24 protein-coding genes are annotated in these 25,038 nt (G+C 65.1%); 10 read left to right on the top strand and 14 right to left on the bottom strand.

Features of this window, described 5'->3' with window-relative positions; all coding sequences use genetic code 11:
- The first annotated feature begins 31 nt into the window (after nt 1-31).
- The gene (locus ACVWWQ_RS08685; RefSeq protein ID WP_099652590.1) at nt 32-862 is read left to right on the top strand and encodes a kinase; all 831 of its coding nucleotides are present in this window, start codon (nt 32-34) and stop codon (nt 860-862) included.
- Between the two features lie 119 nt (nt 863-981).
- Here ACVWWQ_RS08685 and ACVWWQ_RS08680 read toward each other — a convergent pair whose 3' ends face one another.
- From ACVWWQ_RS08680 to ACVWWQ_RS08670, 3 genes are all read right to left on the bottom strand, one after another.
- The gene (locus ACVWWQ_RS08680) at nt 982-1,185 is read right to left on the bottom strand and encodes a dodecin domain-containing protein (protein WP_099652591.1); all 204 of its coding nucleotides are present in this window, start codon (nt 1,183-1,185) and stop codon (nt 982-984) included.
- A gap of 109 nt (nt 1,186-1,294) precedes the next feature.
- Entirely contained in the window at nt 1,295-1,639 is a 345-nt protein-coding gene (locus tag ACVWWQ_RS08675; RefSeq protein ID WP_099653327.1) for a YbjQ family protein, read from the bottom strand.
- An 18-nt stretch (nt 1,640-1,657) separates the two neighbouring features.
- Nucleotides 1,658-2,491 (bottom strand): SDR family oxidoreductase, encoded by an 834-nt coding sequence (locus ACVWWQ_RS08670; RefSeq protein WP_133948054.1) that lies wholly within the window; start codon nt 2,489-2,491, stop codon nt 1,658-1,660.
- Nucleotides 2,492-2,624: 133 nt separating this feature from the next.
- On the opposite strand from ACVWWQ_RS08670, the gene ACVWWQ_RS08665 reads away from it, so the two are divergent.
- From ACVWWQ_RS08665 to ACVWWQ_RS08640, 6 genes are all read left to right on the top strand, one after another.
- Nucleotides 2,625-3,179, top strand: coding sequence for a shikimate kinase (locus tag ACVWWQ_RS08665; protein ID WP_099652592.1), 555 nt, complete (start codon nt 2,625-2,627; stop codon nt 3,177-3,179).
- Complete coding sequence (gene aroB / locus ACVWWQ_RS08660) at nt 3,176-4,267, top strand: 3-dehydroquinate synthase (protein ID WP_133948056.1); 1,092 nt, start codon at nt 3,176-3,178, stop codon at nt 4,265-4,267. Before ACVWWQ_RS08665 ends, aroB begins: the two co-directional genes overlap by 4 nt.
- A 199-nt stretch (nt 4,268-4,466) precedes the next feature.
- Nucleotides 4,467-4,727, top strand: coding sequence for a WGR domain-containing protein (locus ACVWWQ_RS08655; protein ID WP_133948058.1), 261 nt, complete (start codon nt 4,467-4,469; stop codon nt 4,725-4,727).
- A 5-nt stretch (nt 4,728-4,732) separates the two neighbouring features.
- Nucleotides 4,733-5,803, top strand: coding sequence for a uroporphyrinogen decarboxylase (hemE, locus tag ACVWWQ_RS08650; protein ID WP_133948060.1), 1,071 nt, complete (start codon nt 4,733-4,735; stop codon nt 5,801-5,803).
- Between the two features lie 23 nt (nt 5,804-5,826).
- A complete protein-coding gene (locus ACVWWQ_RS08645) occupies nt 5,827-6,177 on the top strand; it encodes a DUF3147 family protein (protein ID WP_133948062.1) in 351 nt (116 codons plus the stop codon).
- Between the two features lie 190 nt (nt 6,178-6,367).
- On the top strand, nt 6,368-9,199 hold the full coding sequence (locus ACVWWQ_RS08640) for a valine--tRNA ligase (RefSeq protein ID WP_133948064.1): 2,832 nt from the start codon (nt 6,368-6,370) through the stop codon (nt 9,197-9,199).
- 79 nt (nt 9,200-9,278) lie between these two features.
- Here ACVWWQ_RS08640 and rimI read toward each other — a convergent pair whose 3' ends face one another.
- From rimI to ACVWWQ_RS08625, 3 genes are read right to left on the bottom strand one after another with little or no spacing between them, the layout of a single operon-like run.
- On the bottom strand, nt 9,279-9,761 hold the full coding sequence (gene rimI, locus ACVWWQ_RS08635; RefSeq protein ID WP_099652597.1) for a ribosomal protein S18-alanine N-acetyltransferase: 483 nt from the start codon (nt 9,759-9,761) through the stop codon (nt 9,279-9,281).
- Nucleotides 9,762-9,766: 5 nt separating this feature from the next.
- Nucleotides 9,767-10,258, bottom strand: a complete 492-nt coding sequence (locus ACVWWQ_RS08630) for a hypothetical protein (protein WP_133948066.1) — start codon at nt 10,256-10,258, stop codon at nt 9,767-9,769.
- The gene (locus tag ACVWWQ_RS08625; RefSeq protein WP_099652599.1) at nt 10,255-11,037 is read right to left on the bottom strand and encodes a CDP-alcohol phosphatidyltransferase family protein; all 783 of its coding nucleotides are present in this window, start codon (nt 11,035-11,037) and stop codon (nt 10,255-10,257) included. Before ACVWWQ_RS08625 ends, ACVWWQ_RS08630 begins: the two co-directional genes overlap by 4 nt.
- 111 nt (nt 11,038-11,148) lie before the next feature.
- Here ACVWWQ_RS08625 and ACVWWQ_RS08620 point away from each other — a divergent pair, with 111 nt between their 5' ends.
- The 3 genes from ACVWWQ_RS08620 (at nt 11,149) to ACVWWQ_RS08610 (ending at nt 13,976) form a co-directional block, all read left to right on the top strand.
- Nucleotides 11,149-11,571 (top strand): DUF4124 domain-containing protein, encoded by a 423-nt coding sequence (locus ACVWWQ_RS08620; protein ID WP_457383359.1) that lies wholly within the window; start codon nt 11,149-11,151, stop codon nt 11,569-11,571.
- 110 nt (nt 11,572-11,681) lie between these two features.
- Entirely contained in the window at nt 11,682-13,379 is a 1,698-nt protein-coding gene (locus ACVWWQ_RS08615; protein WP_133948070.1) for a proline--tRNA ligase, read from the top strand.
- Nucleotides 13,380-13,652: 273 nt separating this feature from the next.
- The gene (locus ACVWWQ_RS08610) at nt 13,653-13,976 is read left to right on the top strand and encodes an H-NS histone family protein (RefSeq protein WP_099652602.1); all 324 of its coding nucleotides are present in this window, start codon (nt 13,653-13,655) and stop codon (nt 13,974-13,976) included.
- Nucleotides 13,977-14,149: 173 nt separating this feature from the next.
- Here ACVWWQ_RS08610 and ACVWWQ_RS08605 read toward each other — a convergent pair whose 3' ends face one another.
- The 8 genes from ACVWWQ_RS08605 to ACVWWQ_RS08570 form a co-directional block, all read right to left on the bottom strand.
- Nucleotides 14,150-15,433 (bottom strand): threonine/serine exporter family protein, encoded by a 1,284-nt coding sequence (locus ACVWWQ_RS08605; RefSeq protein WP_133948072.1) that lies wholly within the window; start codon nt 15,431-15,433, stop codon nt 14,150-14,152.
- Nucleotides 15,430-15,876, bottom strand: a complete 447-nt coding sequence (locus ACVWWQ_RS08600) for an NfeD family protein (protein WP_133948074.1) — start codon at nt 15,874-15,876, stop codon at nt 15,430-15,432. Before ACVWWQ_RS08600 ends, ACVWWQ_RS08605 begins: the two co-directional genes overlap by 4 nt.
- A gap of 10 nt (nt 15,877-15,886) precedes the next feature.
- A complete protein-coding gene (locus tag ACVWWQ_RS08595; RefSeq protein WP_133949309.1) occupies nt 15,887-16,831 on the bottom strand; it encodes an SPFH domain-containing protein in 945 nt (314 codons plus the stop codon).
- Nucleotides 16,832-16,963: 132 nt separating this feature from the next.
- The gene (locus ACVWWQ_RS08590; protein ID WP_133948076.1) at nt 16,964-20,077 is read right to left on the bottom strand and encodes a CusA/CzcA family heavy metal efflux RND transporter; all 3,114 of its coding nucleotides are present in this window, start codon (nt 20,075-20,077) and stop codon (nt 16,964-16,966) included.
- A complete protein-coding gene (locus ACVWWQ_RS08585) occupies nt 20,077-21,201 on the bottom strand; it encodes an efflux RND transporter periplasmic adaptor subunit (RefSeq protein ID WP_133948079.1) in 1,125 nt (374 codons plus the stop codon). Before ACVWWQ_RS08585 ends, ACVWWQ_RS08590 begins: the two co-directional genes overlap by 1 nt.
- Entirely contained in the window at nt 21,198-22,484 is a 1,287-nt protein-coding gene (locus ACVWWQ_RS08580) for a TolC family protein (protein ID WP_133948081.1), read from the bottom strand. The genes ACVWWQ_RS08585 and ACVWWQ_RS08580 overlap by 4 nt, the downstream gene beginning before the upstream one ends.
- A gap of 71 nt (nt 22,485-22,555) precedes the next feature.
- On the bottom strand, nt 22,556-22,939 hold the full coding sequence (locus ACVWWQ_RS08575) for a hypothetical protein (RefSeq protein WP_133948083.1): 384 nt from the start codon (nt 22,937-22,939) through the stop codon (nt 22,556-22,558).
- 279 nt (nt 22,940-23,218) lie between these two features.
- Entirely contained in the window at nt 23,219-24,604 is a 1,386-nt protein-coding gene (locus ACVWWQ_RS08570; RefSeq protein WP_133948086.1) for an ATP-binding protein, read from the bottom strand.
- Between the last annotated feature and the right edge of the window lie 434 nt (nt 24,605-25,038).

Raw genomic sequence — 25,038 nt, 5'->3', positions numbered from 1 at the left:
AAGCACTTCCGGGAACCAAGGTATCTTGCGGATGACGTCTCACGCCGACCTGCACAACGAAGGCCTCGCTGGCCATTTGCTCGACCAATATGCCGGGCGCATCGCGCGATCGCGCCGGCCTTACATCCTGGGTCTTTCGGGCCTGCAGGGTAGCGGCAAGAGCACACTGGCGCGGGTGATGAAGGTCCAGGCCGAGGCCCGTGGCTGGCCTACGGAAGTGCTGTCGCTGGACGACTTCTACTACGCACGCAGCGAGCGTGAGGCGCTGTCGCGGGAAGTCCACCCACTGTTGCGCACGCGCGGCGTCCCCGGCACCCACGAGATCGAATTGCTGATGTCGGTGCTGGCCGCGCTGCCCCAGGCGTCCGAACGACTGCCGGTGCTGCACCCGCGCTTCGACAAGGGACGCGACACACGCTTTCCGCCGTCACGCTGGCCACGCATCACCCATCCGCCGAAGCTGGTCATCGTGGAAGGCTGGGCGCTGGGAATCCGGCCGCAATTGCAGGCCGCGCTGAACAAGCCGGTCAACGAACTGGAACGTCAAGAGGACCCCGATGGCAGCTGGCGCCACTGGGTGAACAAGCAGCTGCGCGGCTATCAACCGCTTTGGCGCAAGTTCGACGCGTTGATCGTGCTGCAGGCACCGGGCTGGGAGATCGTGCGGCGCTGGCGTGGCGAGCAGGAACTGGATCTGTTGGCGCGCCACGCGCCACTGGCGATGGACGCCCAGGCGATGGAGCGATTCCTCGCCCACTTCGAACGCCTGAGCCGACACGCCCTGAACACGTTGCCGGCGCTGTCGGACACCTGTGTGGAATACGACGATGACCGCCATGTCACCGGTCTGAGTCACGGGTGACTCGGGCGACGGACGGGGACGGGGACGGGGAACGGGGAACGGGGACGGCAAAGCATCGCGCTGCCGCCATCCCTGATCTGATTCCGTTCCCCAGTGCCTGCTTCCCGTTCTGCGCCTGATCAGTCGACGACGAAATTGATCTTCATGTTCACGCGCCACTCGGTCACCGTACCGTCGTCACTGGTGATGACCTTGATCTCGTTGACCCAGGCGCCCTTGATCTTCTTCACGGTCTCGGCGGCTTTCTTCAGGCCGTGCTGGACGGCGTCTTCCACGCCCTTGGCGGACGAAGCATTGATTTCGAGGACCTTGGCTACGGACATGGCGTATCTCCATTGAATTCGTGCAAGCGGCACGCTGCGCTTCCCCCGACCCGAAGCTGCAGTCTGGACCGCCCTCATTGATGGCGACAAGCCGCACTGCAAAATCACCTCACGTTGACGCCTCGACCAGTACCGCCGTGCCGTACGCCAGCACTTCGGTCACGCCCTGCGCCACGTCGTTAGCGTCGTAACGCATAGCCACCACGCCATTGGCGCCCATCATGGCGGCGTGCTGCAGCATCAACTCGAATGCTTCCTCGCGCGCCTTCTCGCACAGCTCGGTATAAATCGAAATGTTGCCACCGACGATGGTCTGCAGCGTCGCTCCGAGATTGCCGACCACGCTGCGCGAGCGCACGGTGATGCCGCGCACGATGCCGAACGAACGCACGATGCGGCAACCGGGTATCTCGTTGCTGGTGCTGACCTGATGATGTGGAATCGTTCTCGCCATGATCATGCTCCTCGAAAATCAAAGGTCGACCAGCTCGGCGTAGCCTTCACGCGAATCCGGCCACTGCGGAGACCAGCCACTGGCGCGCAGCCGCGCGTTGCTCAGCCGCTTGCTGCCGACGCCGGCAGGCGCAACCCCTTCCGCGGGCGGCGCCGCATCGATCAGCGCGGCCAGAAAGTCATACAACTCATCCAGCGGCATCGGCGTGTCGTCCACGCCGAGGTATACCGCCTGCGGCGTCTCAATGTGCAGCAAGTGCACGATCGCGGCAGCCGCATCATCCACATGAATCCGGTTGGCCCAGTGCGGCACTTCGCGCGGCGCCCGCAGCTGGCCCGCACGCAGCCGCTCGACCCACTCCAGCCGCCCTGGCCCGTACAGGCCGGCCAGTCGCAACACGACGGTTTGCAGCGACTGTTCGGCCAGCCATTGCTCGGCCTCGCGCAACACCGCGCCATTGAACCCCAGCGGATCAAGCGACGTGGCTTCATCCACCCAGTCGCCATCGTGTTCGCCATAGACCGCGCTGGAGGAGACGAACAGCAACCGCCGCAGCTGGCTGGTATCCAGCGCTTCAAGCAAGTGGCGCATCCCGTCCACGAACACCGCCCGGTAACTGGCCTTGTCCCGCGCGTCCGGTGCAGGCAGATAGACCACGGCGGTGATGCCTGCGGGCAATGCCCCCAGGCTGGACGGATCCGTCAGGTCACCGCTGACCCAGTGAATACCCCCGGCGCTGCGTGCCGGAGGATGTCGCCGCAACGCCCAGACCTCGGCACCACTTGCGCGCAGACGCGCTGCCACGCGTTCACCGAGGTCGCCGCACCCGGCCAACAGGATACGTTCGCTCACCGTCACCCTCCGATTGAATCTGCTGGGATGGATCAAGAGCCCGTGGGACCGGCCCCGCCTTCGGGTTGAGTATCGCAAATTGATTGCAGCGAGCGGGCCGGATCAGCCCGCCGGGCCCTGCTAGCATTCAGCCATGAATCCGTCGCACAACCTTTTCATCATCGGTCCGACTGGCGCCGGCAAGACCTCGATCGGACGCCGGCTGGCCGCGCATTACGGGTTGATCTTCATCGATCTCGACCAGGAGATCGAGCAGCACTGCGGCGTGGATGTGAGCACGGTTTTCGAGATCGAGGGCGAACCGGGCTTCCGTCAGCGCGAAAGCCTGCTGCTGGAAGAAATCACTCGCCGCCACGGTCTGTTGCTGGCCACGGGCGCGGGCGCCGTGCTGGCCGAGAGCAACCGCCGACACCTTGGCGAGCGCGGCTGCGTGGTCTGGCTGCAAACCACCATCGCGCAACAACTTGAACGACTTGAACGCGACCATCGCCGCCCGCTGCTGGCCGGCCCCGACCGGCGCGAACGTCTGGAAGCCATGGCCCGCATACGCGAACCGATCTATCGCGACCTGGCCGATCTTGCCATACCCGGCGAACACGGCAGTGTCGCCAGCGCCAGCGAACGCTGCATCGCGCTGATCGATCAATACTGGCAACGTCCTTCCGCATCATCCAGGCACAGCACATGAACCCGCCCGCCATCCAGCACATCAACGTCGCGCTCGGCGAACGCAGCTATCCGGTCTGGATCGGCAGTGGCCTGCTCGGCGAGCATGCCCGCTGGCGGGCGATGCTGCGCGGCCGCCATGCGCTGGTGCTCAGCAACACCACGGTGGCGCCGCTGTATTTGCCGCGCATCGAAGCGGGGCTGGACGGCCTGCACTGGTCGTCCTTTCTGCTCGACGACGGCGAGGCCCACAAGACGTTCGCCAACGTCGGCCGCGCGCTGGAGGCACTGGGCCAGCTGGGAGCCACCCGCGACGCGTGCGTGATCGCACTGGGCGGCGGCGTGGTCGGCGACCTGGCCGGCTTCAGCGCCGCCTGCTGGATGCGCGGCATCGACTTCATCCAGATGCCGACCACCCTGCTGGCGATGGTCGACTCCTCGGTCGGCGGCAAGACCGGCGTCAACCTGCCGGTCGGCAAGAATCTCGCCGGAGCATTCCACCAGCCACGCGCGGTGATCGCCGACATCGATACCCTGGCCACCCTGCCCGATCGCGAATACCGCGCCGGGCTGGCCGAGGTGATCAAGGGTGCGGCGATCGGCGACGAGCCGTTCTTCGCCTGGCTGGAACAACACGCCGACGCGCTCGCCACACGCGATGCCGCCACCGTCACGGAAGCGATTGCGCGAAAAGTGCAATACAAGGCCGGCGTGGTCGCTCGCGATGAAACCGAACAGGGCGAGCGCGCCCTGCTCAACCTCGGCCACACCTTCGGCCACGCACTGGAAACCGCCGGCCACTACACCACCCTGCTGCACGGCGAAGGCGTGGCGGTGGGCATGCTGCTGGCAGCGCGGTTGTCCGAGCGGCTGGGCATGAGCAACCCAGCCGACGGCACCCGGCTGTTGCGCCTGCTGGAAAATCTCGGCCTGCCGGTGTCTGTTCCGCCCGGCATGGATCCCGGGCAACTGCTGGCGCTGATGCGACTGGACAAGAAAAACACCGCCGGCAGCCTGCGGCTGATCCTGTGGCGCGGCATCGGCCAAGCCGAGATCGTCGGCGGCGTAGCCGAATCCGACGTGATGGCCATCCTGACCGATGCGACGTAGGGCGGCACTGCCCGCCGCGCTTGCCGAAGGGTCGCTGCGAATGAAAAGCCGGCGGACAGTGTCCGCCCTACGGCCGGCCGCACGACAAACCGCCGCGCGTGTGACGACATGCCCCGCCCGCGCAACGGGTACCACGGCGCAAATCCTATAAACTGTGGCGTCCGGCTACGCGCCCGTTCGTGCAGCATCCCTGGAATTCATGCGCCTTTACCTGCAAACCGTGCCCGGCAGTACCGACGCACCTCGCTACGTTCAGATCACGCTGGAGCAGGATCTGCTCGGCGGCTGGACGCTGTATCGCGAATCCGGCACCCAGGGCGGCCGCGCCACGATGAAGCGCGAGCAATTCCTGGAACGCGACGAGGCCATCGCCGCCTTCGAGAAAGCCCGCGACGCCCAACTCAAACGCGGCTTTCGCCTGATGTTTGCCCAAGGGCTGGAAGGCCCGTACGGACGTTGATTGAAATGACTGATGTGTTGAAGAACGACCGCTTCCTGCGCGCACTGCGCCGCGAACCCACCGACACCACACCCATCTGGGTGATGCGCCAGGCCGGCCGCTATCTGCCGGAATACCGGGAAACGCGCGGCCGCGCCGGCAGCTTCATGGCGCTGGCGCAGAACCCCGAGCTGGCCTGCGAAGTTACCTTGCAGCCGCTGGAGCGCTTCGAGCTCGATGCGGCGATCCTGTTCTCCGACATCCTCACCATCCCCGACGCGATGGGCCTGGGCCTGTCATTCGCACAAGGCGAAGGCCCGCAGTTCGCCCACCCGGTACGCACGGCGGCCGATATCGCCAGACTCGCCGTGCCCGACATGGATGGCGAACTGCGTTACGTGATGGACGCGGTACGCCTGATCCGCCAGGAACTGCACGGCCGCGTGCCGCTGATCGGCTTTTCCGGCAGCCCGTGGACGCTGGCCTGCTACATGGTCGAAGGCCATGGCTCGCGCGACTTCGCCACGCTGAAGGCAATGTGCTGGAACGAGCCGAAACTCGCCCACCAGCTCCTCGACACGCTGGCAAAGTCCGTCACCGCCTACCTGCTCGCCCAGGCCGCCGCCGGTGCGCAGGCGCTGATGATCTTCGACACCTGGGGCGGCCTGCTCGGCCCGGCTCCGTTCCGCGAATTCTCACTGCGCTACATGGCGCAGATCGTCGCCGCGCTGAAGGCGGATCCGATCGCGCGCGAGCTGCCGGTGATCCTGTTCTCCAAGGGCGCCGGTGCGCACCTGTCCGAAATGGCCGACAGCGGCTGCGCGGCCCTCGGCGTGGACTGGACCATAGGTCTGGCCGACGCCCGTCGCGCCGTCGCCGGCAAGGTCGCCCTGCAAGGCAACCTCGATCCGGCCATCCTGCGCGCCAGCCCCGAGGTGATCCGCCGTGAGGCCCGCGCCGTGCTGGACAGTTACGGCAACCACCCGGGCCACATCTTCAACCTCGGCCACGGCATCACCCCGGAAGTGAACCCGGAGCATGTGAAGGTGCTGGTGGATGAAGTGCACGCCTACGGGCGCACCCTGCGCGAAAGCTGAGCAACGATCCGGGGAATCCAACGATGGGATGGCTCGCTACCAAATATCTGATCACCGCGGCCGTCGTCGTCCTGGTCTCCGAAGTCGCCAAGCGCAGTGACCGGCTTGGCGGCCTGGTCGCTGCACTGCCGCTGGTCACCGTACTGGCGCTGATCTGGCTGCAGGTCGAGCGCCAGTCGCAGGCGAAGATTGCCAACCACGCGTGGTATACCTTCTGGTACGTGGTCCCGACCCTGCCGATGTTCCTCGCCTTTCCCATCCTGCTGCCGCGGATCGGCTTCTGGCCGACCTTGTTGACATCTGTGGTGATCACGTTGGTCTGCTTCTGGCTGTTTGCGTTGCTGGTGCGGCGCTTCGGCATCGAGTTGCTGTAGCTCCCGGCTCGCCCGGCGAGAAAGACCGCAAAGCCGGGCGGGAATGGCCATCGTCCTGCGCGATACAGGCGCGTTGATCGTGAACGGCATGGCACGCAGCCCGCTTGGGCCATCCGGCCTGCGCCCGTACAATGGACCGCTCACACCCATTCACACCGCGCGCGCCGATGGCGTGCCATCGCGAGTCCCCATGGAAAAGAGTTTCGAGCCCGCCCAGATCGAGTCCAAGTGGTACCAGCGCTGGGAGGCCAGCGGTGCGTTCCAGCCGTCCGGCCAGGGCGAGCCGTATTGCATCCTGCTGCCGCCGCCGAACGTCACCGGCACGCTGCACATGGGCCATGCGTTCCAGCAGACGGTGATGGACATGTTGGTGCGCTACCAGCGCATGCGCGGAATGAACACGCTGTGGCAGGTCGGCACCGACCACGCCGGCATCGCCACCCAGAAAATCGTGGAAAACCAGCTGGCGGTCGAGGAAAAGACCCGTCACGACCTGGGCCGCGACGCCTTCGTCGAGCGGGTGTGGAAGTGGAAGGAGGAGTCCGGCTCCACCATCACCAACCAGATGCGTCGCATCGGTGCCGCTGCGGACTGGTCGCGCGAACGCTTCACCATGGACCCGGGTCTGTCCGCCGCAGTGCGCAAGGTGTTCATCGACTGGTATCGCGCTGGATTGATCTATCGCGGCAACCGGCTGGTGAACTGGGATCCGGTGCTGGGCACCGCGGTCTCCGATCTGGAGGTGAACAACGTCGAGCGCGACGGCCACATGTGGTCGATCCGCTATGCCGTGATCGGCAGCGACGAAAGCCTGGTGGTGGCCACCACCCGCCCGGAAACCATGCTCGGCGACGTCGCCGTGGCCGTGCATCCGGAGGACGAGCGTTACGCGCACCTGGTCGGCAAGACGCTGAAGCTGCCACTCACCGACCGCGAAATTCCGGTAATCGCCGACGATTACGTGGACAAGGATTTCGGCACCGGCTGCGTGAAGATCACCCCGGCGCACGACTTCAACGACTACGCCATCGGCCAGCGTCACAAGCTGCCACCGATCACCATCTTCACGCTGGAGGCGAAGGTCAACGACAACGCTCCGGAAAAATATCGCGGGCTGGATCGCTACGACGCGCGCAAAGTCGTGCTGGCCGACCTGGAAGCACTCGGCGTGCTGGTCGAAACCAGGGCGCACAAACTGCAGGTGCCGGTGAGCGATCGTTCGGACGCCGTGATCGAGCCGATGCTGACCGACCAGTGGTTCGTCGACCTCACCTCCGAGGTGCAGGCCGATGGCCGCCCCGGTGGTCGCAAGGCGATCACCAAACCGGCACTGGACGCGGTGCGTTCGGGCGAGATCAAGTTCGTGCCGGAAAACTGGGCCAACACGTACACCCAGTGGCTGGACAACATCCAGGACTGGTGCATCAGTCGCCAGTTGTGGTGGGGCCACCGCATTCCGGCGTGGTACGACGAAGCAGGCAACATCTTCGTCGGCGAGGATGAAGCGGACGCGCGCGCCAGCGCCACCAGCGAGCCGGTCGGCGCGCTGCGCCAGGACGACGACGTGCTGGATACCTGGTTCAGCTCGGCGCTGTGGCCGTTCTCCACCCTCGGCTGGCCGGCGGATGGCCCGGTGAAGAACGAGCGCGGCGACGTCGTCGCGAACTGGGAGAACGACAAGCTGTTCCTGCCCAGCGCGGTGCTGGTCACCGGCTTCGATATCATCTTCTTCTGGGTCGCCCGGATGGTGATGGCAACCAAGTACTTCACCGGCCAGATCCCGTTCCGCGAGGTCTACATCAACGCCATCGTGCGTGATGCGGAAGGCCAGAAGATGTCCAAGTCCAAGGGCAACACGCTGGACCCGCTGGACCTGATCGACGGCATCGAACTGGAGCCGCTGGTGGCGAAGTCCACCAAGTCGCTGTTGATTCCGCAGGTGCGCGCCAAGGTCGAAAAGCGCATCCGCAAGGATTATCCCGACGGCATTCCTGCCATCGGCACCGATGCCCTGCGCTTCACCTTCGCCGCACTGGCCAGCTACAGCCGCACCATCAACTTCGACATCAAGCGCGCCGAAGGCTACAAGGCGTTCTGCAACAAGCTGTGGAATGCCGCGCGCTTCGTGCTGATGAATTTGCCGGAAGGCGAGATTGCGGCACCCGCCGGCGCGCCGGTCACCGAAGCCGAACGCTGGATCCTCACTCGCTTGAAGCAGACGCTGGCCGAAGTCGATCAGCACTTTGTTTCCTACCGCTTCGACCACCTCGCGCAGGCGCTGTACGAATTCGTCTGGAACGAATATTGCGACTGGTTCCTGGAGCTCTCGAAGCCAGCTTTGAATGGCGACGACGCAGCGGCCTCGGCATCGACCCGTCACACCTTGCTGGTGGTACTCGAAAGCGTGCTGCGTGCGTTGCACCCGGTGATCCCGTTCATCACCGAAGAAGTGTGGGCGTCGGTAGCGCCCAAGCTCGCGCTGACCGAGCACAGCCTGATGCAGCGGCCATGGCCGCGCGCCGACGAGATCGTCGCCGACGACGCCGCCACGGCCGAGATCGAATGGTTCAAGAACGTGCTGAGCGGCATTCGCAAGATCCGTTCGGAAATGAACATCTCGCCGGCCAAGGTCATTCCGCTGCTGTTCGCCGACGGCGACGCCGGTGATCGTGCGCGCACCGCGAAATTTGCCACGCAGATCGCCTTCCTCGCTCGCACCGAAACGCCGCAGTGGATCGATGCCGGAGCCGACGAACCTGCCGCCGCAGCTGCCGTGGTCGGCACTCTGCGCGTGATGATCCCGTTGGCCGGCCTGATCGACTTGGGCGCCGAAAAGGCGCGTCTGACCAAGGAGATCGCCCGCATCGAAGTCGAAATCAAGAAGTGCGAAGGCAAACTCGGCAACGCCAACTTCGTCGCCAATGCGCCGCCCGAAGTGGTCACCCAGGAACGTCAGCGCATCGCCGACTGGAACACCACGCTTGGTGCGCTGCGCGAGCAGGCGACGAAGTTGCAGGACTGAATGGCGCCTCTCCCGCTTGCGGGAGAGGATGGACAGCCTTTTTCGTACCCCGGAAGACGAAAGGCCAAGGCACCGTCAACTAGAGCTCGATATCGCTTCCAGCGATATCGAGCGCCATCACGATGGCATCTTCGCGGCCCTCGTGCGCCGGGTAGTAGCGTGGACGCCGGCCGATTTCGCGGAAACCCACGGACTCGTACAAGGACTTGGCCAGCGGATTGGATGGACGCACTTCGAGGAATACCCGCTCCGCGCCATTCCAGCGCGCAATGTCCAGCAGACGCCCGAGCAGGTGCCGCCCCAGTCCGCGACTGCGCCAATCAGGGCCGATGCAGATGTTCAACACGTGCGCCTCGCCAGCCCCCATCGAGAGGATGCCGTAGCCGGCGATCGCCTCGTCCACCCAAAGCACCCAGCACGGGTGACCAGCCTTGACGCAATCGCTGAAAATGCCCAGCGACCAGGGGAATTCGTAGGAAGCGTTTTCCAGCGCGCTCACCGTGTCCAGATCTTCGGCGCGCATCGCACGCACCTGGATCACCGGTTTGATCACCGCCACCACGACGCTCAGCTGCCTGCCGCGACCAGCGCGCGACGCACGCTGCGCAAGGCATTCCAGAGCCGACGCTTTGCATCGGCACGGGTCAACACGAGGGCCGGCTCATCCGCCAGCACGATCTGCGCGCGGTTCATCACTGCCGCCGGCAATGCACGTCCCAGCGCGTGCGCCTGCGCCTCGCCGAACACCAGATAGGCTTGCGCCGCGGGTACATCCGCCGGCAATTGGCCGTCACTCACAACCAGCCGCGCAGCGCGTGCGAACACCGCACCACCGGTATTGAGCGCCCGCCCGATCAGGTCCAGTTCGCGCGTGTCACACCCTTGCGGCAGAACCACCACGCAAGCGACTTCGCCGGCCGACGATCCACGTGCTGGCGAATCCGTGCGCGTGGCTTCGCCCGCGGGCATCGCCCGCCGCACCCACGGGGTCACACCCAGTGCCCGCAATACACGATCGCGATGCGCGGGATCCGCCAGCGGCTGCAACGACGAATTCATGCCGCGTTGCGCCTGGCGCGGCGACGGTGCGTGGCCAGGCCCCAGATCGTCAGGACCGGACCGGAGAGCATGTAGATCGAGAATCCAATGAACAACACCCTGGCGGTATCCAGAATCAGCAAGGCGAGCAACAACACCGCAGCGACCATCCAGCCGAACGGCACCCGCTGACGGTCGCCCATGGGCAGCGACTTGAAGCTGAAATAGCGGAACCGGCTGACCATCAACAGGCCGACCACGATGGCGATCACCGCCGTGGCAAAACACAGATCGCTGCCGGCCACGCCGAACTTTTCCATGCTCCATACGAACGACATGCATACGGCTGCCGCGGCCGGACTGGCCAGCCCCTGGAAATAGCGCTTGTCGGCCACGCCCACCTGGGTATTGAACCGGGCCAGTCGCAGCGCGGCGCAGGCCGCGTAGATGAAAGCCGCGGCCCAGCCCAGCTTGCCCCACAGCGGGCCGAACTCGCGCAAGGCCGAAAGCGACCACGTATACATCACCAGCGATGGCGCCAGTCCGAAGCTGATCAGATCGGACAAGGAGTCGTATTGCACGCCGAATTCCGTCTGGGTGCCGGTCATTCGGGCAACCCGGCCGTCCATGCCATCCAACACCGCGGCAATGAACACGGCCACAGCCGCCTCCGAATAACGCCCGCCGATACTGGCAATGATCGCGTAGAAACCCGCAAACATCGCCCCGGTGGTGAACAGGTTCGGCAGCAGGTAAATACCCCGGTGTCGGGGCGGTCGGACGGGCGAAATCTCACTCATGAATCAAGACCGTGACAGGATGCGCGCAGTGTAAACCATCGGGTACTTGAGTCCGGGCCAGCGGAGTGTTAACAAGGTGAGCCGGATTATTCCCTCGAAATGGAGAACCCCATGCGTCGTTCGCTGATTGCCGTGGCGCTGCTTCTGCTGGCGCCGCTGGCCACCGCCCAGGTCTATAAATGGACCGATGCCAGCGGTACCGTGCATTACTCCGAAACGCCGCCAAGCCAGGGCACGAAGTTCAACAAGGTCACCACCACCGGCACGGTGGAACCGCTGGTCGCGCCCGCGGCCAGCGAGCCGACCGAAAACCGCGAAACTCCCGCGCCGCCGGCCCAGCCAGTGGCAGACACGCCGGAGAACCGCGCCACCCTGTGCACCACCCTGAAATCCAATCTCGGCGCGTTGCAGGCCGGCGGCCCGGTGGTGATGCAGCAGAATGGCGCAGCCGTCGCGCTCGACGAAGCCCAGCGCAAGCAGCAGCTCGTCTCGGCTCAGGCGCAGTACGACCAGTTCTGCCAGCAGGCCCGGTGAACGATCGCCGGCCCGTACCGCCTTTCGGCACGCGGGCCGGCCTGATGTTTCGGGCGTGAGGATCGGGTGGCCGCTACACTAGGCGTTTCCACCACGCCGGAACCACCCGCATGCGCCTCAGCCAATTCCACCTGGCCACCGTCAAGGAAGTCCCCGCCGACGCTGAAATCGCCAGCCACCGGCTGATGCTGCGTGCCGGCATGATCCGCAAGCTTGCCTCGGGCCTGTACACCTGGAGCCCGCTCGGCCTGCGCGTGCTGCGCAAGGTGGAGCGCATCATCCGCGAGGAGATGGATCGCGCCGGCGCGATCGAAATGCTGATGCCGACCATCCAACCCAGGGAACTGTGGGAGGAAAGCGGGCGCTGGGCGAAATTCGGCCCTCAGCTGCTGAAGATCAACGATCGCAAACAGCAGGAATTCTGCTACGCCCCCACCGCCGAGGAAGTGGTCACCGATTACGCCCGCAACGAGCTGAAAAGCTACAAGCAGCTGCCGGTCAATTTCTACCAGATCCAGACCAAGTTCCGCGACGAGATCCGCCCGCGTTTCGGTGTGATGCGCGCGCGCGAATTCCTGATGAAGGATGCCTATTCCTTCCATCTGACCCAGGAATCGCTGGCCGAGACCTATGCGGCGATGTATCAGGCATATTCGCGCATCTTCACCCGCCTCGGGCTGACCTTCCGTGCCGTCCAGGCCGATACCGGTGCCATTGGCGGCAATGCCAGCCACGAATTCCAGGTCCTGGCCGAATCCGGCGAAGATGCCATCGCGTTCTCCGACGGTTCCGACTATGCGGCCAACATCGAGAAGGCCGAAGCGCTGGCACCTGCGGCCGCGCGTCCGGCACCGAACGCCGAATTGCAGCGCGTGGACACGCCCACCCAGAAGACCATCGACGAGGTTTCCGCTTTCCTCAAGGTCAGCCCGCAGCAATGCGTGAAGACCTTGCTGGTGCGTGGGCGCGACGGTCTGGTTGCGCTGTGCCTGCGCGGCGACCACGAGGTCAACGAGGTCAAGGCCGGCAAGCTGGCCGAACTGCCCGACGAATCGGTGCTGGCCAGCGAGGAGGACATCCTGGCCGCCACCGGTACGCGGCCCGGCTTCATCGGTCCGGTGGGGCTGCCTGATTCCATTCCGGTGATCGTCGATCGCGACGCCGCCGTGCTGGCCGACTTTGTCTGCGGCGGCAATGCCGATCGCACTCACTTCACCGGCGCGAACTGGGCATGCGATGCCCGCGTCACCCGCATTGCTGACCTGCGCAACGTGGTCGAAGGCGACCTTTCGCCCGATGGCAACGGCGTGCTGCACATTGCCCGCGGTATCGAGGTGGGTCACATTTTCCAGTTGGGCAGCAAATACGCCGAGGCACTGAACGCCACCGTGGTGGATGAAACCGGCAAGCTGCAAGTCATGACCATGGGCTGCTACGGCGTCGGTGTCAGCCGCATCGTGGCCGCGGCCATCGAACAGCGCCATGACGACGCCGGCATCGTCTGGCCCGAAGCCATGGCGCCGTGGCGCGTGGCGGTCTGCGTGATCAACCCCAAGCACTCGCCGGAAGTCAGTGCGGCGGCCGAGGCTTTGTATCAGGCACTCGGCGAGCGCGGCATCGACGCGGTACTGGATGACCGTGGCGTCCGTGCCGGCAGCATGTTTGCCGACATGGAACTGATCGGCATTCCCCATCGCGTGGTCGTCAGCGAGCGCGGACTGGCTGCCGGCACACTGGAATACCGCGGTCGCGAAGACAGTGAAAGCCGCGCGGTGGATGAAAGCGAGTTGTTTGCCCTGCTTGCCTGAAAAAGGCGATGGCGCATTTATCGAAACGGCCGCCCAGTGCGGCCGTTTCGCCATCCATGAAATGGAAAGCGCCCCGGTTTATTTCCAAATGGACGGACCTGATTAACCAGTTAATGTGAAGGTCGATTTCACGCGAGGCCGTGCTTTACAAGGATTCGGGGAATCAGCGAGAATGTAAATCGCAACATTCCAGCGCATCCTGGCGGCATTCCCCATAATGCCGCCGGAACATAACCAGATCATTTATTCACGACATCCAACCGGGAGTCACTCATGGCCGTCGACATCAAGAACCTCAATCACAACCAGTTGAATGACCTCATCTCCAAGGCGCAGGTCCGCCAGAATGAATTGCGCAAGGAAAAGGTCGTCAAGCTGCGCGAGAAAGTGCACGCGATGATCAAGGCCGAGGGTTATGCCTTTGAAGACATTTTCGGCAGCACTCGCGGCAAGGCCAAGCGCACCACCGGCACGGTGGCTCCGAAGTATCGCAACCCGGCCAACCCCGCGCAGACCTGGTCCGGTCGCGGCAAGCGCCCGCACTGGTTCAACGACGCATTGAAGGCTGGCAAGAAGGAAAAGGATCTGGCGATCTGATCGCCGACCACACCCGCCATGAAGAACGCCGGCCTCGCGCCGGCGTTTTCATTTGCACCGGGACGACATCGCATTCACTGGCGGAACCGGAGTGCTGACGCTGCAGTGTCGACCCGTACCGGATCTGGCGTGTTCACGGGATTGCATGACACCGTGCGAGGCAGGCCCGCGAATTACAGGGAGCGCCGAGGGGAGATCAACAGGTCGCCGAACATCAACCCGGCCACCAGCGAAACCAGCAGGGTGACCAGCAACAGCCCGGCATCCAGACTCGGCGTGGTGTCATGTTCCAACAGGAACGACACGCTGCGGAAACCCACGCTGCCGGGCACCAGCAACAAAATGCCCGGCTCGCGAATCACCGCGCCCGGCCGCTGCGCATATCGGGCAAAAATGTTCGCCATCGCGCCAAGCAGCAGGCCACCCAGAAACACCCCTACCGGTGCGCCGGGCAGCGAACTGGATATCTGACCGCCCCAGCGTGTCGCCAGATACCCCACCACCACGGCCACGATCACCACCGGCCAGTCCCGTTTCGCTGCGCGAAACAGGATCGCAAACGCCACGGCGGCAACCAGCAACGCCGGATAGTCGGTCCAGCTCGGCAATGCGGGCAAGGCAAAGTCCCGCGCCGTGATGCCCAACGCACCACACAACTGGGTCGCCGCGATCGTGCCGAACGTCAGTTTGAGCAAGGTCGACATGGCGCCGCCCATCCGTGCCATGCCGGAAACCAGATGCTGCGCGGATATCTCACGCACCGCCGTGGTCAATGACATGCCCGGCACCAGGATGATCAGGCTGGCCAGCACCACCGACTTGATCGCCAGCGGCACGATGAATGCACTCACCACGATCGCCACGGTGGTCGCCACCATGGCGCAGATGGCATCGCTGGCCACGGCCAGGCGCGGTCGACTGCCGGCCAGCAGCGAGATGCAGCCGATGATCAGGCCGATCACCGCCGCCACGACCAGATCCACCCACGAGCTGTGCAGGAACAATGCCTCGATGGCAGCCGCCGAAAGACCGTAGCTGATGATCAGCCAGATTTTCTCGCGCCGCGTGTCCGGGCGACCCAACTCGCGCAACAGGCGAAACCCTTCACGCAGGTCGAGCTCACCGGCGATCGCGCGATCGGCGATGTCGTCGGCCTGACACAGGCGCTCCAGATTGACCTCGCCCGGCGCCAGCCGCATCACCTGGGTGGTCTGGGCTACGCCTTCCTCACCGCCCTGGGCCAAGTCGGAGAAGGAAATGATGATCGCGGTGGGACTGGACCAGACGTCGGCCAGCAATCCGAGCCGCTGTGCCACGCCCGCCACCGCCACCTCCAGTCGCGGCGCGGTGGTGCCGTACTGGTGCAGGCGACGCGCCAGTTCCAGCGCAAATGCCATGCGCGTGGTGATGGCCGTGGTGGCAAACTGCTGTTGGCTGATCACGTCGCCCGCGCTCATGCCGCCGCACGCACCTGCAAGGTGGTGCCATCCACGGCCACCACTTCCACGGTGCTGCCCAGTGGCAGGTCAGGCCCGCTGACCAGCCACTGGCCGTCGCCGACACGGGCCTTGCCGCGGCCGTTGATGATCGGTTCGATCAGTTGGTAACGCTGGCCGATCAACTGTTCCGCGCGACGGTTGAGACGCTCGCCACCGGGCGTGCGACGCTCCATACGCGGTCGCAACCAGCGCGCGTAGCCGATGCAGGCGGCGAACGCCAACAACCCGAAAAGGATGGCCTGCGCCAGCACGCCAAGCGACGGATCCAGCCACAACACGCCGCCCATGGCGGCGGCGGCCAGACCAATCCACAGCAGGAAGTAGCCCGGCAGCAGCAACTCGCCGGCGATCAGCAGCAGGGCCAGAATCCACCACAGATAGTGCGTCGACAATTCCCACATGATGACGGCCTCAACGCAGCGGCGGCTGGATGGCAGTGGACTTCTGTTGCTGGCCCAGCGACTCCTTCGCCAATTCGGCGATCCCTGCCAGCGAGCCGAGGATGCCGGTAGCCTCGATCGGCAGCAGCAGCATCTTCTGGTTCGGCGACTTGGCCATCTCCTTCAGCGCCTCGACATAGTTGTTGGCGACGAAGTAGTTCAGCGCATTGACGTTGCCGTTGGCGATCGACTCGGAAACCATCGTGGTCGCCTTGGCTTCCGCCTCGGCCGAACGCTCGCGCGCTTCGGCGGCGCGAAACGCGGCCTCCTTCTCGCCTTCGGCGGCCAGGATCACCGACTGCTTTTCGCCTTCGGCCTTGAGAATCGCCGCCTGGCGAAAGCCCTCGGCGTCGAGAATGTTCGCGCGCTTCTCGCGCTCGGCCTTCATCTGTCGCGCCATCGCATCGATCAGATCGCGCGGCGGTGCGATGTCCTTGATCTCGATGCGGTTGACCTTGACGCCCCACGGATGAGTCGCCTCGTCCACCACCTTGAGCAGCTTGGCATTGATCGCATCGCGCTGGCTCAGGCTTTCATCCAGGTCCATCGAGCCGAGCACCGTGCGGATATTGGTCATCACCAGCGCCAGCGAGGCCTGTTCGAGGTTGGAAACCTCATACGCCGCCTTCGAGGCGTCCAGCACCTGGTAGAACACCACGCCGTCGACGCGCACCACCGCGTTGTCCTTGGTGATCACGTCCTGCGACGGCACGTCGAGCACCTGCTCCATCATGTTGATCTTGCGCCCGACCGCCTGATAGATCGGGATCAGGAAGTGCAGTCCCGGACTGAGCGTGCGGGTGTACTTGCCGAAGGTCTCCACGGTCCACTCGAAGCCCTGCGGCACGATGCGCACCAGCTTGGCGATGCCGATGACCACGACAGCCACGATGACCAGCGCCAACAACTGTCCGATTCCCATTGCCCGCCCCATATCCCTGAAGAAGGTTTCAGTATAGGCGAGCACGGACCTCTCGAAGCAGTTGTGCGCTCCGCACCAAGACAAGATGCGGGGAAGCGCCCAGAGGGCACTTCCCCGCCGCCTGCGCTACAAGCCGGTCGCCTCCTGGCGCTCGCCGCGCTGTTCCATCCAGTCGTAGAGCAGCGGCAGCAGGACCAGGGTCAGCAGGGTGGAGGTGATCAGGCCACCGACCACCACGGTGGCCAGCGGTCGCTGGGTTTCCGCGCCCACGCCGCTGGACAGCAGCATCGGCACCAGCCCGAGGATTGCCACACTGGCCGTCATCAACACCGGCCGCAAGCGCAACGCGGTACCGCGCAACACCGCCTCGCGCACGCCCAAACCCGATGCACGTTGTTCATTGAGGAAGCTCACCAGCACGATGCCGTTCAACATCGCCACGCCGAACACCGCGATGAAGCCGATCGCGGAGGGCACTGACAGGTATTGCCCGGTGAGCGCCAGCCCGACCAGACCGCCGATGGTCGCAAACGGAACATTCGCCAGGATCAGCGCCGCGTGCTTGACCGAATTGAACGCCGTGTACAGCAACACGAAGATCAACAAGATCGTCGCCGGCACGATCAGCGCCAGCCGCTTCAACGCACGTTGCTGGTTCTCGAACGCACCGCCCCACTCGCTGTAATAGCCGGTCGGCAGCGTCACCTGCTGCGCGATCGCGGCGTTGGCGTCCGTCACGAAACCGTCGATGTCGCGCCCGCGTACGTCCATCTGGATCACCGCGTAACGCTGCAACTGCTCGCGCCGGATGAACGAATAGCCTTCCGCCTCGCTGACCTCGGCCACCTGCGACAACTGCACCAGCGCGCCGCTGGAAGTGCGGATCGGAATCCGCCGGATCGCCGGCAGCGAAGCCTTGTCTGCGTCGTCCAGCCGCACCGCGATGTCGAAGCGCTTCACCCCGTCGAGCAGGGTCGTCACCGGCTCGCCACCGATGCCGTTCTTCACCACCGTCAGCACATCGTCGGCGTTCAGGCCGTAGCGCGCCAACGCCTCGCGGTCCACCTGGATGCGGATCTGCGGCTTGCCGAGATTCGCTTCCAGCGCCAGATCGGCCACGCCCGGCACGCCGGCCAACACGTTCTTGATGCGTCCGCTGAGCCGATCCAGCTCGCCCAGGTCGTCGCCGTAGATCTTCAGCGCCAGCGTGGCGCGCACGCCGGAAATCATCTCCTCGATGCGCATCTGGATCGGCTGGGTGTAGCTCACCACCGCCGTGGGCAAGGCATCGGACAAGGCCTTCAACATGGCTTCCTCGAGGCTTTCCAGCGTCTCGCCCTTGCGCCACTCGCGCTTCGGCTTCAGCGGCGTGTAGACCTCCATGTAGTTCACGTCCGCCGTCTCGCCCTTCTCGGCACGGCCGATCATCGCCAGGGTGGTTTCCACTTCGGGAAACTTCTGCTTGATGAGGGCGGAAATCTGGTGCGAAATGGCGATCGACTCGTCCAGCGACGCCGACGGGATCGAGGTGACACGCCACATGATCGCGCCCTCCTTCAGGTTGGGCATGAACTCCTTGCCGAGGAACGGAAACAGCGCGAGGCTGCCCAGCAACATGCCGACGGCCACGCCGAACACGCGCTTGCGATGGGTCAGCGACCATGCCAGCAGCATGGCGTAGTGGCGTTTCAGGAAGGCCACCAGCCGGGTGTCCTTCTCCTCTTTCGGCTTCAACACCAGCGCGGCCAACACCGGAATCAGGGTCAGCGCCAGCACCAGCGAGCCGGCCATGGCAAAGCTGATGTTGAACGCCATCGGCTTGAACATCTTGCCTTCCAGCCCCTGCAGGCTGAACAGCGGCAGGAACACCACGATGATGATTAGAATCGCGAAGGCGATCGGCTGGGCCACCTCGCGCGCCGCCTCCAGCACCGCTGCACCGCGATCCACCGGAACACCCAGCGCCTTGCGTTCGGCCATGATGCGGTAGGCGTTTTCCACCATCACCACCGCACCGTCAACCATCATGCCGATGCCGATCGCCAGTCCCGCCAGCGACATCAGGTTGGCCGACAGGCCGGCCTCCCCCATGCAGATGAAGGCAATCAGCATCGCCAGTGGCAAGGCCACCACGACCACCAACGCGCTGCGCAATTCACCGAGAAACAGAAACAGCACCAGCGCCACCAGAATCGAACCCTCGACCAGGGCGCGTACCGCCGTGCCCACCGATGCATTGACCAGTTCGGTGCGCTCGTACACCGGTTTCACCACCACACCCGCTGGCAGCGACGACTTCACCAACTCCAGCCGGCCCTTGACCGCATCGACCAGGCTCTTCGCGTTTTCGCCGATGCGCGCCAGCGCCACGCCCAGCACGACCTCCTTGCCGTCACGGGTCACCGCGCCGGTGCGTGGCGCGCCCGTCTCGACAATGCTGGCCACGTCACGCACATACACCGGTGTGCCGTCTTCGGTTTTCAACACGATGTTGCCGAGATCCTGCGCGTTGCGGATCAGGCCCAGCCCGCGTACCAGGTATTGCTCGCGACCGACGTCGATGAAGTTGCCGCCGACCTGCGCGTTGTTGGCCTGCAGCGCCTCGATCACCTGCTTGAAGCCGAGCTGGTGGGCGATGAGTTTCATCGGCTCCACGCGAACCTGATATTGCCGCTCCTGCCCACCCCACGAAGTGATGTCATCGACCCCCGGCGCGGTGCGCAGGATCAAGCGGATGCTCCAGTCCTGCAGCGTGCGCAGATCCATGTCATCGGGCGCGTCCTTCAACGCATCATCCGCCCGCTCTACGGTGTACCAGAACACCTGGCCCAGACCGGAGGTGTTCGGCCCCATCTCCGGCTTGCCGTAGCCCGCCGGCAGGCGGTCACCCACCTGCTGCAGGCGTTCATTGACCAACTGGCGGGCAAAATAGACGTCCATGCTGTCGTCGAAATTCACCGACACGTACGACAGCCCGAACAGGCTGACCGAGCGGATTTCCTCCACCTTGGGCAAGCCGGCCAGCGCCGACTCCACCGGCGTGGTCAGCAACAGTTCGACATCCTCCGCGGCGAGACCGGCAGCTTCGGTATAGACGTTCACCTGCACCGGCGTGACGTCCGGGAAGGCATCGACCGGCAGCTGGCGCACGGCCTGAACCCCGAGGAAGGCGATGACCGCGAACACGATCAGCACCAGCAACTTGTAGCGCAGCGACAGAGCGACCAATCGTTCCAGCATCAGTGTTCTCCCAACTGCGAACGCAACAAGCGCGCCTTCAACGCGAAGGCACCCTTGCGCACGTAGCGGTCGCCCGCATTGAGGCCTTGTCGGATCACCGTCCAGCCGTCGCGCGTCTCGCCCGTCATCACCGCCACGGGCTCGAAGTGGCCGTTGCCTTTGGCAACAAAGACCGTCGACTGGTTCTGCAGCAGCATGATCGACTCGGCAGGCAGCGCCAGCCGGGGCGCGCCGCCACCGACGGCGAGACGTAACTCGACCAACTCACCCGGATGCAGCAGATCCTTGCGGTTGTCCACCGCGATGCGCACCGGCACCGTGCGCGTGCGCTCATCGGTCTGGTGCGAACGCCCGATCACCTTGCCGCTGATCGCGGCCGCATGGGCGAGGATGCGTGCACGGCCATCGGGCCGGATCTGCTCGGCCTCGGCCGGCGCCAGCTGCGCCACCACCCACACTGTGTCTTCCTCGACCAGGGTAAACAATGCGCGCCCCGGCTTCACCCGCTCGCCGAGCAGAAACTCATCGGTCGTGATCCGCCCCGCGGTCGGCGCCAACAGCTCGAAGCTGCCGTCCGCACCGGCCGAACCCTTGCGTAACAAGGCAGCGATCTGGCCCTCGGCCAGGCCATACGCACGCAACTTGGCGCGTGCCTGATCGCGTTGCACCTTCGCCTCGTTATAGCGTCGCGCCGACACCGCCTGCGGTCCCAGCGCGGCGATGCGTTGCCAGTCCTGCTCGGCCACGATCAACGCACCCTGGGTTTCGGCCACCTGCACGCTGGACAGCACCACCAGCGGCTGACCCGCCTTCACCAGATCCCCCAGCCGCGCCTTGCGCGCCAGCACCTGCGCCTCCACCCGCGGCGACACCAGCATGGTGGAATAGGCATCCGCGCGCACTTCACCCGGCGCCTTCAGTTCATCGAACAGAAGCCGCGAGGCCAGCGTATCAACGACGATGCCGACCTCCTTGATGGTTGCCGCATCCAGCGTCAGCGGATCGTCCTCGCCGGCGTGCGTGGACGATGCCTTCGCGTCGTCCACGTGGGAGATGGCGGTACCGCTCAGTACGGTGCTCAACGCCAGGCCGAGGAGGCTGCGTCGCAAAAGGGAAAGGTTCATCGGGCGGCATCCTGAGTGGGTTCGCCGAGCCAGTCGTCGAGACGGCCTGCGGCGGAGAGATAGTCGAACCAGGCCTGCCAGGTCCGGCTTTCGAGTTCCTGGCCGGACAGCGCGGTGTCCAGGCTTTGGCGCAGTTGCAGCAGATAGTCGGAGGTGGTGATTTCGCCAGCGCGCCAGAGTTTTTCCAGCAGCGTCGTACGATCCTCGAACGCCGCAGCGCGGCCGCGGCGGAAGGCGACGGTGGCTTCGCGCAAGGCGGCATAGCGCTCACGCGTTTCCTGCAGTCGTGCACTCGAAACCCACTCGATCGAACGCACGCCGGCATCGGCCGCCGCAGCCTCGGCGCGCGCGGCCTCGACCTCGGCCCGCCCGCTGTTGCGGATCGGCAGGGGAATGGAAACGCTGATGCCGAGCACCCGATCCGTGCGCGACCCACTGCGCACCTCCCCACCGGTGAGGCTGAGTTCGGGATCGGGCATGCGAGCGCGCCGTGCCACCTGCACACCGGCCTCGGCACGATCCTGGCGCGCACGTGCCCGACGCAGTTCGGGCAACTCATCGAGTGCCCGTGGCGGGACGCTCTCCAGCATCGGTGCGAGGCCCTCGGGCAAGGCCGGCGCCTGACCCGCCAGATCACCGCTGATCGCACGCAGGCTGGCCCGTGCCGCCGCCTCGTCACCGGCCAGCGTGGCCTGCTGCCATTGCGCCTCGCCCAGCGCCAGGCCTGCCAGATCACGCTCGGGACTGCTGATGTCGCCCACGCGCAAACGTTCCGCGGCGAGTTGGTCGAAGCGCTGCATCAGCGCCAGGCGGCGCTGGCCCAGTTCGCGTTGACGTGTCGCGCTGGTGGCACCGGCCCAGGCCCTCAGCCAGCGTGTGGCCACATCACGCTGCAACAGTGCATGACCCAGCTCGGCCACCTCCTCGTCGGCCGTACCGACGTCGGCGCGAGCGCGGCGTTTGCCGGAGACATCCAGCGCCAGCGCGACGCCCACGGTATGCCGATCCACATCGGCATGCTCCGCATCAAGCACCAGCGACGGGTTGTACAGCGGCTGTGCGGCGGCTCGGGCGCGGGCGCGTGCCGCATCGAGATCCGCTCGCGCCGCAGCCAGTTCGGGGCTGTTCTGCAAGGCAGCGCGTACTGCGCCGCGCAAGGCGGGCGACGCCTGCGCGACGGGTGTCGCAAGCGGTGATGGAACATCGGTGACAGGTACGGCGCCAAGCAGCGTCGCATACAGCAGACATGCGGCGCCGAGAGGCACCGGTCGAAAAACGGGCATGAAACGATCTCCGGAAAACGGTCACGAGGCGACGAACCGCGAACGCGGTTTCGTCGCACGGCAAGGCGGTTTCAGGCGATCGGAGGGCGCAACAGGGAGCCGGTCGTGTCCGGCATGAGACCCAGCGAGAGTCGGGACGATTCCATCATCACGGCCCTCGGCACGATGGGCGGGGCCATCTGCGAGATCAGGGTGAGCGCATGGGTACAGGCGCAATGGCAGTTGCCAGCTTCGCCGAGCAGGCAGGCGTCATCAAGCGGTGCATCGCTGCCCCCGGAAACGGTGGCGAGGGTCTGCGTGGTGGTTCCCTGCGAAGCAGTAAACGGGTCCGTGTTGCCATCACCCAGGCACACCGAACTCGACAACAGCTTGATCAGCAGCGTCGCAAACGCCAACAGCCACAGCCCGCGATAGCGGCGCAGGCGGGTCAGCAGGGGGACGGAGGCGCGGGACATCCGTGCATGCTAGGCAATCCGCGACGTGTTAGACAATGACATTGTCTGCGGCAGCGCGTCGCGGGCCAGGCTAGTGGATGGTCCACGATGCGAAAAACAAGCCTCACTGACCCGGCAATAAGGACCACCGCTGGATCGCCGCGTCCATTTTCGGCGTTCGGAAAGTCCCCTTCCCTCATGCCATTCACCTGCACCGGCAACCCTGCATGACGTGATGGCCGAGGCGTCGTTCAACGTAAGCAGCGCGGATCGGTTCCATGCGCCTCGGGCCAACGGGACCTATCGGGGCGCCGCCTGCGGCAAGCGCAGGCTCACCTGCAGTCCGCCACCTTCGCGATTGGACAGCAGCACCCGGCCCCCGTGCGCCTCGGTGATCTCGCGCGCCAGCGCCAGGCCGAGACCGGTGCCGGAGCGTTTGGTGGAATAGAACGGCAACAACGCTTGCGCCAGCACCGTCTCGCTCATGCCCGGGCCGCGATCGGCCACTTCGATGCGCAGTTCGGTACCCACTTCCACCAGCGACAGCGTGACTTCGTCTTCTGCGCCACCGGACTCGTGCGCGTTCTTGATCAGGTTGATCAGCACCTGTTCGATCTGCGCCGCATCAAAATGGCCGGGCAGCTTGGGCAACGGCGTGGCCAGACGGTAATGGCAGTGCAACGCCAAGCCATCCAGGAACGGCTTCCAGGCGATATCGACCGGCTGTGGCGTGGGCAGTTTGGCGAAGCTGGCGTAGCCGGCAATGAACCGGTGCAGGTGCATGGCTCGCTCACCGATGGTGGCGAACACACCGGGCAGGCGCTCGATCTGACCGCGCCGGGCCAGTTCGGCACCGGAGTGCGACAACGACGTGATCGGGGCCAGCGAGTTGTTGAGTTCGTGGCTGATCACCCGGATCACGCGCTTCCAGGTGGCCACTTCCTGGCGTGAAAGTTCGCGCGTCATGCGGCGAAAAAGATGCAGCCGATGCGGCCTTCCCTGCAGACGGAACGCCCGTTGCGACAAATGGAAGATCTCCTCGCTGCCATCCATCTCCACACTGAGCAGGGCATCTTCGCCGCCTTGCACCGCTTTCAGCAGCGCCTCCGGCGCATCGGCGAGCAAGCTGGAAAATTCCAGACCGTGCAGGCTGCGCCCTTCATTGAAGAGGTGCCGCGAAGCGATATTGGCGTAAGCGACGCGGCCGACGGCATCGGTCAGCACCAGCGCCACCGGTGTGTTCTGCACCACCGTATCCAGCAGCAACTCGCGCTGGACCAGATGTTGGCGTTGCTCGCGCAAGGTCTGTCCCAGCGCGTTGTGCATGCGAATCAGTTCACCCAATTCGTCACGACGATCGACCGCAATGGAAAAGCTGAAATCCCCGTCCCGATAGCTGGCCACGGCGCCTTCCAGTGCCCGCAGCAACCGGCTTACCGGGGCCATCACCAGGCCAGCCAGCCAGAACGCCAGCGGCAGCAAGACGATCGAACTGGCCAACAGGCCGCCGTAGATGCCTACCTGCATGGGCGCGCGAATGGTCAGCGCCAGGTCCTTGCGAATCCACAACAGCAGCTGCGGCAACGGCCACTGGGTGACACCGGCATAGATGGCCGCGCCCGCCAACGCCGCCACCGCCAGGAGGATCGTCAGCCGGCCCCGCAGCGAATTCAGCGAACGCCACATCGGCCACTCTCCTTGGCAGGGGAAGGTCGGCTCAGTGGCACCTGGCGTCTAGGGGCGTCATGGCGCAATCCAGCGGCGGGCGCCCGCCCAGCCACGGACGACCCGTACCCAGGACGGCATCGCGGTCCGTCGCCTGGGGTGGTGGCTTGTTGAGGACACTGCCCTCGCGCCCGTCGCTGAAACGGAACGGACTGGTTCCGGAAGCTCCGGGAACCAGCCGCGCGCCGGCGCGATAGTCCCCCGAGGCGCTGGGCGACGGCTGCAAAGTCCAATCGCTGGCGGAGGATGGAGGCACCTGTGCCAGCGCGACACCGGCAACAAGCCAGCTCGAAAGAACCATCATTCGGCGATATCTCACGGCGCCCCTCCTGCTGGATACCGACAGCCATCTTTCTACGCCTCTTGGTCAAGAGCAAGCACGTGGTTCACAGATG

This window comes from Rhodanobacter sp. TND4EL1 (assembly GCF_054061035.1).
This window is presented reverse-complemented; position numbering and strand designations above follow the sequence as displayed.